Genomic DNA, 8,941 nt, shown 5'->3' with positions numbered 1-8,941 from the left:
AGGCTCACTGCGGGACTCACGGCGGGACTCACTGCGGGGCTCACGACAGAGCACCTGGCAGAACCCAGGGCGGCGCCCGATGTTGGCGGGGCTGGCCGGGTCCGTGCTGGTGGGCGGCTGTGGGCTCGCTCATCTTGCGCTGTTCGTCCTGCCGCAGAGCTATCTGACCACGAACCCGTACTGGCGGAACTTCTTCCTCACCCGGGACAACGCGGCCGGCCAGTTACGCACGGCCCTGTGGGAGCTGCCACGCAACGCGTTCACGGCGGCGATGACCCGGCCGGACGCCCAGTTCGGTTCGCCGTTCACCGGCTCGCCGCTGCTCGCCGACCCGGATCACCGGCTGCACGTGTGCGTGATCGTCGGGGCGCTGGTGTGCTGGGCGGTCGGCCTGGTCGTGGCGGTGCGGGGCAGGGCGGGCCGGGCGTTGCTGGTCGCACTCGGCGGGGCGCTGGCGCTGATCGGGTTCGCCTCGGCGGCGGGACGATGGCCGGTCGGGTTCGTCCGGGCGAACCTGTTCCTGCTGCCGTTACTGTACGTGCTCGCCGGCATCGGTGGGTCGGCGTTGCTCCGGTCGAGACTGCATCGGCCAACGCTGGTTCCGCCAACGCCGGTTCGGCCAACCCTGCCACAGACGGCCGAATCCGGGCCAAGCCGGTTGTGGGCAGGGCCGGGCGAACTCGGGCCTGGTCGTGTGATCGCTGTGTTGCTCGCGGTCGCGGTTGTGCTGTTCGTCCTGGCGGCCGGGGCGGTCGGGGCCCAGCGGGGCAGGCAGATCCGGGCGAGCGCGGCCGGCCCGCTGCTGCTCGGCGACATGCGGGAGCTGGTCGCCGTCCAGCGGCGGACGGCCGGGCCTGGCGACATCCAGATCGTGATCCCCGGACGCTGGGACGAACGGCAGTGGTACAAGGCCCAGCAGTATTACGCGCATTACTACACCGGCCATCCGACAGCGACCGACCAGCCGGCGATGACGAGCTACCCGACGGCGGCCGGCCATCCGGCGACAGCCGGTCATTCGACAACGGCTGCCCGTCCGACGATGGCCAGCCGTTCGCCGACGGGCACGCTCGGACCACCGGTCGCCGAGGCGGACACGCTCGTCCTGCCTCCGCTGGGCTGGGACGCCTCGATCCCGCCGTTTCTCGCCGGGCGCCCGCGGGCCGGCACGTTGTACCTGGTCACCTACAATCTGGTGTTCCCGGACGCCGTCCGCGGCCTGCACGCCCTGCTCGTCGGGCTCGGCTGGTGCCCGGACGAGCCGACCCGGCGCTCCTGGCCGCTGACCGGCGAGATCACCGCGTTCACCCGCTGCCCGCCCGCGACGCCTCCGTCGGCACCGTCGCCTCAACCGTCGCCTCCGTCGACACCGACACCGACACCGACACCGACGGCGACGACGACGACGGCGACGGCGACGGCGACGGCGACGGCCGAAGCAGCGGCATGAGCGCGCGTGTCAGAGCCGTCCAGCCGAGCACGGCGGCGGCGCCGAGCAGGCCGATGACCGATCCCAGGTAGCGGTAGTCGAAACCGGCGGTCAGCGCCGCGAGCACAAGCACGGACATGCCTGCCCCGGACGCCAGCCAGAACATCCGCCCAGGCCCGGCCGAACCGGAGCCGGCCACGGCGGCTTCGGTAAGAGCCGGCCCGGCCACGTCAGCTCCGGCCAACCCAGCTCCGGTCGGGCCGGAACCGGTGGGAGCTGGCCCGGCCATGCCCGGTCCGACGGGAACCCGGCCGGCGCGGCCTCGTCGGATACCGGCCGCCGCTGCCGCGGCGCCGGCGAGCAGGCCGGCTCCGACCAGGGGCATGGGCAGATAGCCCAGCCGGCTGTACGCCGCCAGCTTCCCGGCGAGCGGCCGTGAGATCTCGGTGAGGACGTAGTGGCCGTCGGCGGCATGCGGGTTCTGCACGGGCAGGACGTTGGCCAGCTCCGTGGGCAGCTCCCAGGTCGCCGCCCGCGAGGTCCGCGCGTTCTCATGCTGGACGGGCGAGAAGTAGCCGATCAGGTAGGCCGCCGTGGTTGTGGCCACCATCGCCGGCTGGGCCCGGATGACCTCGGCGGCGAACCGTCCGGCGAGTTCCTCGCGTCCGGCGGGGATGCCGTCGTTGCCCTGGCGCAGCGGCGAGTCGTCCGGCCACAGGTACATGTCGGGCTGTGGGCGCCGCGCCACCGGCCGCGGGTCGCACAGCGTCCGCAGCTCCGGCCCGGACAGGACGTCGCAGTCGGCGAACGGCGCCACCCTCCCGTACAGGAAGAAGCCGCTGTGCGCCGAGACGGAGAAGGCAGCCCCGTTGGCCATGCTCCACGCCGAGTAACCGACGATCGGCACGGCGGCGGCAAGCGCGAACGCGATCAGACGCGCCAGCCCACCACCAGTGCCGGCCCGGGCAGCCCCGCCAACGGCACGACCGCCACCATCGGCGGCGACATCAGCGCCGACGCGGCGAGCGCGTGTCCGGACGGTCACGACGACCAGCGCGACAGCACCTACGGCAAGCGGACCGTAACCAACTGTGCGGATCGTCACGGATGCTCCGAGTAACAGCCCGGCGGCGGCGCAGGCTCGTACGGCGGGTCGGCCCGGCCTGGCGAGCAGGATCACTCCGCCGGCGACCAGCGTCCCGAACAGGCTGTCGGCGAGGACGAACTGGCCGAGGTCGAGCGCCCACGGCGACAGCAACGCCGGCGCGGCGGCGCAGGCGGCGATCCAGGCGGTACGTACGGTGCGGAGCGCGACGGCGTACAGGGCCGCGCCGGCCAGGAACGTCAGCAGATGCTGGACGATCACCAGCCTGGTCAGATGGGCGTGGCCGTCGATGAGCAGCAGGAACATCGGGTAGCCGGACGGCCGCCAGTCCCCCGGCCACAGCCCCGCCCACGCCTGGTCGAGGTAGGCGGCCGAATCCCCGAGGTACATGATCGCGGGCGGGTAGGCGACGGTGACCAGCACACGCAGCAGCGCGCCGGCCACCGCGATCCCGGCGAAGACGGCGTGCCGCCGCGCCGCGGCCCCCACCGCCCGGCGGAAGCCCGCCGCCCGGCCGGCCGACAACCGGCCAACCCGCAACCGGCCAACCCGCATCCGGTCGAGCGCCGGCCGGACGCTCGACCACCGACCGGGCACTGACCCCCCGCCAGGTGTCCGGCCGGCAGGCGTCCGCCCGCCAGGTGTCCGGCCGGACCGCTGCCGGTCGCCTGGCGTCCGGACAGCCGCCGCCCAGTCGTCGGGTGGCGGTGCGGACGTCGTTCCAGCGCCCAGGGCGTCAGTCCAGGGCGTCCGGGTCGAGCTTGGTGAACAGCGCCCCGGGCCAGGTCAGTGCGCGGCCGGCCGGTACGGGCTGGCGCTCCCAGGTGTCCAGGCTGATGCCGAGGATGTCGGCCAGGCGCGCGGAGGTGAACGGCAGGAACGGCGCGAGCGCGGTCGTGATCCCGGAGATCGCCTGGATCGCCACGGCCAGGCTGCGCCCGGCCCGCTCGGGGTCGGTCTTGACCGTCTTCCACGGCTCCTCGCGGTAGAGGTAGGCGTTGACCTCGGCGGAGATCTCCATCGCGGCCCGCAGCGCGGCCCGCAGCTCCACCCGCCCGATCAGCTCGCCCACCCGCGCCAGGCCGGCGTCCACCGAGTCGATCAGTTTGGCGTGCGCGCCGTCGAGTTCCCCGGCCTCGGGTACGCGCCCGTCGAAACGCTTGCCGATCTGGGCCATCACCCGGTTGACCAGGTTGCCCCAGTTCGCGATCAGCTCGTCGTTGATCCGCCGGATGATGTCCGCGTCGGTGATCTCGGTGTCGTTCTGCTCCGGCAGCACCGTCGCGAGGGCGTAACGCAGCGCGTCCGGCTGGAGCCGGTCGAGGTACTCCCGGACGCCGCGCCCGATCCCGGCGGACTTCGACGCCTTCGCCCCGCCGAACGTCACGTACTGGTTGGCCGGGACGTCCGTCGGCAGCTCAAGCCCGCCGTAGCCGATCAGCATCGCCGGCCAGATCACCGTGTGGAACGGGATGTTGTCCTTGCCGACGAAGTAGTAGCTGGCCGCGTCCGGGTTCTGCCACCACTGCTGCCACGCGTCCGGGTCGCCGGAGCGGGCCGCCCACTCCTTGCTCGCCGACAGGTAGCCGATCACGGCCTCGAACCAGACGTAGATCCGCTTGCCCGGGCCGAGCTCGTCGGTGGGCAGCGGGACACCCCAGTCCAGGTCACGGGTGATGGCCCGGTCGTGCAGGCCGTCCTTGACGAACTGCAACGACCAGTTCATGACGTGCCGGCGCCAGCCGGTGCGGGTCTCCAGCCAGGCCAGCAGATCGTCGGCGAGCGCGGACAGCCGCAGGAAGAAGTGGGTGGTGGCCCGTTTCTCCGGGACCGCGCCGGTGAGCTTGCTGCGCGGGTCGAGCAGGATGTCCGGGTCGAGGGTGCGGCCGCAGTTCTCGCACTGGTCGCCGCGGGCCTCGCCGTACGCGCAGAACGGGCAGGTCCCGACCACGTACCTGTCGGGCAGGAAGCGGCCGGCCTGCGGGTCGAAGAACTGGACGGTCTCCTCGGGGACGATGTAGCCGGCCTCCCGCAGCCGGACGAAGACGTCCTGCGCGACCTCGCGATGGTTGTCCGTCATCGTCGAGGTGAACAGGTCGAAACTGATCCCGATGTCGTCCCAGATGCGCAGGAACTCCGGATGGTAACGATTGACGATCTCCGCCGGTGACACCCCGTCGATGTCGGCGCGCACGGTGATCGGGGTGCCGTGGGCGTCGCTGCCCGACACCATCAGTACCCGGTTGCCGGCCAGCCGCTGGTAGCGGGCGAAGATGTCGGCCGGCAGGTAGGCGCCGGCGATGTGCCCCAGGTGGGGCATGCCGTTGGCGTACGGCCAGGCCACCGCGACCAGGACAGGCCTGCCCCGCTCCCGCGCAACGGTCGCACCACTGGTCTCGGTCGCCTGCGAGGCGGGCGAAGCACCGGTCTTGGTCGTCACGCTCCCAACGGTAGCGCTCGCCACCGACGCTTCTCGACCGGGTTTCCCAACAACGCCGGACGCCGGACGCCAGCGGCTGTGGCCAGGCCCACAGAGCGGGCCCACGATGCGGCGCCGATCAGGCCCGCAGAGCGTTGCCGGACCGCGCGAAGGCCTCGGCCAGCGCCTCCCGCCAGGGACGCAGCGGCCGCAGCCCGGCGTCCGTCCACGACCGGGGCGAGAGCACCGAGTAGGCCGGGCGCGGCGCGGGGCGCGGGAACGCGTCCGTCGTCGTCGGCCTGACCTTCTCCGGGTCCATCCCGAGCTCGGCGACGACCGCGCGGGCGAAGCCGAACCAGGTCGTGTCGCCACCGCCTGTGCAGTGGTAAAGCCCGCCAGCGGCCCGGCCGGCACCAGCGGTACCGGCGGCCACCAGGTCGATCAGCCCGGCGGCGAGATCCACCGACCAGGTCGGGGAGCCGCGCTGGTCGTCGACCACGGCAAGGGTGTCGCGCTCGCGGGCGAGCCGCGCGATCGTCCGGACGAAGTTGCGCCCGGACGCGCCGTACACCCACGCCGTGCGCACCACGTAGGACGACGGGCACAACGCGAGCACGGCCTGCTCGCCGGCGAGCTTGGTCCGCCCGTACGCGGAGCGCGGCGCGGTCGGGTGGCCGGTCTCGTAGGGCTTGTCCGCGGTGCCGTCGAAGACGTAGTCGGTCGAGACGTGGAGCAGGGTCGCGCCGGCCTCCGCACAGGCGGCGGCCAGCTGCGCCGGCGCGGCGGCGTTGACGGCATAGGCCCCGGCCTCGTCGGACTCGGCGCCGTCCACGTCGGTCCAGGCGGCGGTGTTCACGACCACAAGGCCGCCCTGGATCCTCGCCGGCCGGGCCTGGTCGCGGACGACGGCCCGCACCCGCGCCGGGTCGGTGACGTCCAGCTCGGCCCGGGTGAGCCCGGCCCAGGCGTGGACCCGTTCGTCCGCCTCCAGCAGCCGGCACAGGTCCACCCCGAGCTGGCCACCGGCTCCTGTCACCATCACGCGCACCCGGCAAGTGTCGCAGACCCAGTTACCCGGCCGGACGCGCACCCACTGCCCATGGAATCACATACAGTATCCACACAATTGCCAACGGCAATTGACGGTTAAACTCGGGGGCGGCCCGTTGACTATGGGCTCAGCCGGCCAACGGCGGCCGGCTGCCGTCGTCCTGGAGAGATGACGATCGTCGACTACTCGGAGATCAAACTGGCCTGGCCGCCGGCCGGGATCCCGCGGCAGGCTGCCTCGGGGGCCGACGCCCGCCGCGGACGGCCCGGCGCCGGCATCCCCGTCGCCAGCGCGCCCCGGCCACCGGCCCGCCGGCCCCGGCCGCCGCGAACGGTCGTGCTGCTGACCATGCTCCACATCGCCCTGCTGCTGACCTACTCGTTCGCCTTCACCACCTGGACGGGCTACGACGAGGCCCAGCACGTCGACATGGTCTACGGCCTGCAGCACGGCGCCGGCTGGCCGGCACCCGGCGAACGGATCATCGCCGCGGGGATCGCCGCGACCTCGGACGACTTCGACCGCGGCCGGTACGCCCAGATGTTCCAGTCGGGTGGCCGCGGCGACGGCGCGCCCCCGTTCGCCGAGATCGACCCGACCCCCCGTGACCAGCGCCTGTCCTTCGACGCGCTCGGTGGGCCCGCCCCGGTCACCGACGGGCGGCTGTCCAACCAGATGGTCCAGCACCCACCGCTGATCTACGCGATCGGGGCCGCCCTGCTGTCCGTCCTGCCCGGCTCCTCGGGCTGGGCGTACGACCAGCAGGTCTGGGCACTGCGCCTGCTGAACATCATCGTCGTGGCCCCGCTGCCGCTGCTCACCTGGGAGGCCTCCCGGCGGTTCGGGCTCAGCGCGCCGCTGGCCCGGGCCGCCGCCGCGATACCGCTGGCCGTGCCCGGGCTCACCCGGGTCGGCGCCACGTTCAACAACGACGGCCTGCTGATGCTGTCGGTCGGCGGGCTGACCGCGCTGCTCGCCGGCGTGCTCACCGGCGACATGCGAAGACGGACGGCGGTGGGCGTCGGCCTGCTGCTCGGGCTCGCCTTCCTCACCAAGTCGCTCGCCCTGCCCCTGGTGGTGGTGGTCGCCGCCGCCTATCTCGTCGGCTGGGCCCGCCTCCGCCGTGCCCACCGGCCCGGCCACGGCCCCTCCCGATCCAGCCGCGGCCTCTCCCGGCCCGGCCCCCAGCCCGTCAGTTCCCGGCCCGATGGCCCCGGGGCCGTCGGCGACCACCTCCGCCGGCCCGCGCACCGCCCCCGCTGGTCCGGCCAGCACAGCCGGCACAGCCGGCACAGCCCGCGCCGTGGCGGCTGGGCCCTGCCCGTCCGGGCGCTGCGGGCGCCGCCGGTGTACCCGGCGCTGCTCTCGATCGGGATCGCCTGCGCCGCCGGCGGATGGTGGTGGGTCCGCAACTACGTCCTCTACGACGCCATACAGCCCAACGGATGGGCAACAGAGCCTCCACGGCGCGAACCGGTCCTGCTGCCGAAGTCCTTCTACACCTGGTACGAATACTTCTGGCGGACCATCATCAGCCGGTTCTGGGGTGGTCTCGGGATGTTCGAGCCGCCCCAGCTCTCCCCGGCCGTGATCGTCATCGCGACCACGGCCGTGCTGGGCTGCGTGCTGGCGGCGGTCGCCCGCTCCCGGAGCACCGACGGGGCATCCCGGGGACACCGGTTCACCCGGCCGTGGGCGTTCGCGTCCGCACGCCCGCTGGTGCTGCTCATGCCGATCCTGCTGGCCTACCTGCTGGTGGGCCAGCGCAGCTACTCGGACTACCTGAAGTACACCCAGGGCATCGCCATCCAGGGCCGGTACCTGTACATGGGCGTGGTCGGCCTCGCCGTCGTCGCCACCGCCGGCCTCGGCCGGCTGCTGCGCGGGCACGAGCGGGCCGCCGGTCCGGCCGTGCTGGCCGGCGCGCTCGTCATGCAGGCGGCGGCGCTGTGGGCGGTGTGCGCGTACTACTGGCTGCCGCGCGGCGAGTCGGTCCCCCCGCTGCACGTCGCCGAGATCGTCACCGCGGTCGGGCGCTGGGCGCCGTTCCCCGTCGGGGTGACGATCGCCGTCTTCGCCCTCTGCCTGGTGACCGCCTGCGTCACCGTCGCCGAGATGGCCCGTGAGGCCCGCCGATGTCCCGCGGGGGAGCCGGGCGCCCCCGGGCCGCTGCCCGCGACGCCCGAACTGTCCGCGCTGCCCGGCGCCCGACTGGCCGGGACGTCCGTCACGCTCCTGTCCACGGTGCGTCGGCCCGGGCCCGGCCGGCGGCCCTGGACCGGCCGGCGCTCCCCGGCCAGGCGATGGCCCCGGCCGTCAGGGCGTGGTGGCGACCGAGACCCGGGAGTGGTCGCCGAGCATCAGCCGGTGCGCCCGCGGCCGGGCCGCCGACGGGACGACCTCGACGTCCCGCCCGATCAGTGAGTCCTCGATCCGCCCGATCCCCCGGATGGTCGCCCGCTCCAGCACGATCGAATACTCGATCTCGGTGTCCTCGATGGCGCACGAATGGTAGATCGAGGTGAACGGGCCGACATACGAGTCGACGATCCTCGTGTCCCGGCCGATGATCGCCGGCCCGCGCACGGTGGACCGGACCAGTGACGCGCCCTCCTCGATCACGACCCGGCCGACGACCGTGCTGCTCTCGTCGACCACACCGCGGACGGCCGGCTCCAGCGACTCCAGCAGGTGCCGGTTGGTCTCCAGCATGTCGTCGAGCCGCCCGGTGTCCTTCCAGTAGCCCTCGACCAGGTGCGGCGCGACCTCGTAACCGCCGTCGACGAGCCACTGGATCGCCTCGGTGATCTCCAGCTCGCCGCGCGCGGACGGCTTGATCGCCCGCACGGCCTCATGGACCGCCGGGCCGAACAGGTACACCCCGACCAGGGCGAGATCACTCGGTGGCTGCCGGGGCTTCTCGACCAGACGCACAAC

At 73.2% G+C, this 8,941-nt stretch carries 5 protein-coding genes; 1 reads left to right on the top strand and 4 read right to left on the bottom strand.

What is annotated here, in order from left to right; genetic code table 11:
- Nucleotides 1-1,304: 1,304 nt before the first annotated feature.
- The 3 genes from AC5LSR_RS21360 to rfbD form a co-directional block, all read right to left on the bottom strand.
- Nucleotides 1,305-3,089 (bottom strand): hypothetical protein, encoded by a 1,785-nt coding sequence (locus AC5LSR_RS21360; RefSeq protein ID WP_493468899.1) that lies wholly within the window; start codon nt 3,087-3,089, stop codon nt 1,305-1,307.
- Nucleotides 3,090-3,270: 181 nt separating this feature from the next.
- A complete protein-coding gene (gene metG, locus AC5LSR_RS21355; RefSeq protein WP_445548270.1) occupies nt 3,271-4,974 on the bottom strand; it encodes a methionine--tRNA ligase in 1,704 nt (567 codons plus the stop codon).
- Between the two features lie 118 nt (nt 4,975-5,092).
- On the bottom strand, nt 5,093-5,992 hold the full coding sequence (gene rfbD / locus AC5LSR_RS21350; RefSeq protein WP_250282394.1) for a dTDP-4-dehydrorhamnose reductase: 900 nt from the start codon (nt 5,990-5,992) through the stop codon (nt 5,093-5,095).
- 180 nt (nt 5,993-6,172) lie between these two features.
- Here rfbD and AC5LSR_RS21345 point away from each other — a divergent pair, with 180 nt between their 5' ends.
- Nucleotides 6,173-8,428, top strand: a complete 2,256-nt coding sequence (locus AC5LSR_RS21345) for a glycosyltransferase family 39 protein (RefSeq protein WP_250290184.1) — start codon at nt 6,173-6,175, stop codon at nt 8,426-8,428.
- Here AC5LSR_RS21345 and AC5LSR_RS21340 read toward each other — a convergent pair.
- Nucleotides 8,321-8,941 (bottom strand): sugar phosphate nucleotidyltransferase (locus tag AC5LSR_RS21340; RefSeq protein WP_493468898.1); only part of this gene is annotated, 621 nt, incomplete at its 5' end. The genes AC5LSR_RS21345 and AC5LSR_RS21340 overlap by 108 nt on opposite strands.

It is taken from the genome of Protofrankia sp. CiP1_Cm_nod4 (assembly GCF_982290645.1).
The sequence above is the reverse complement of the archived record's forward strand: the minus strand, read 5'-3'. Positions and strand labels throughout refer to the sequence as shown.

Coding starts and splice junctions, on each gene's coding strand:
- rfbD (WP_250282394.1), bottom strand. CDS start 5,992: ATGGTGACAGGAGCCGGTGGCCAGCTCGGGGTGGACCTGTGCCGGCTG.
- AC5LSR_RS21360 (WP_493468899.1), bottom strand. CDS start 3,089: ATGCGGGTTGGCCGGTTGCGGGTTGGCCGGTTGTCGGCCGGCCGGGCG.
- AC5LSR_RS21345 (WP_250290184.1), top strand. CDS start 6,173: ATGACGATCGTCGACTACTCGGAGATCAAACTGGCCTGGCCGCCGGCC.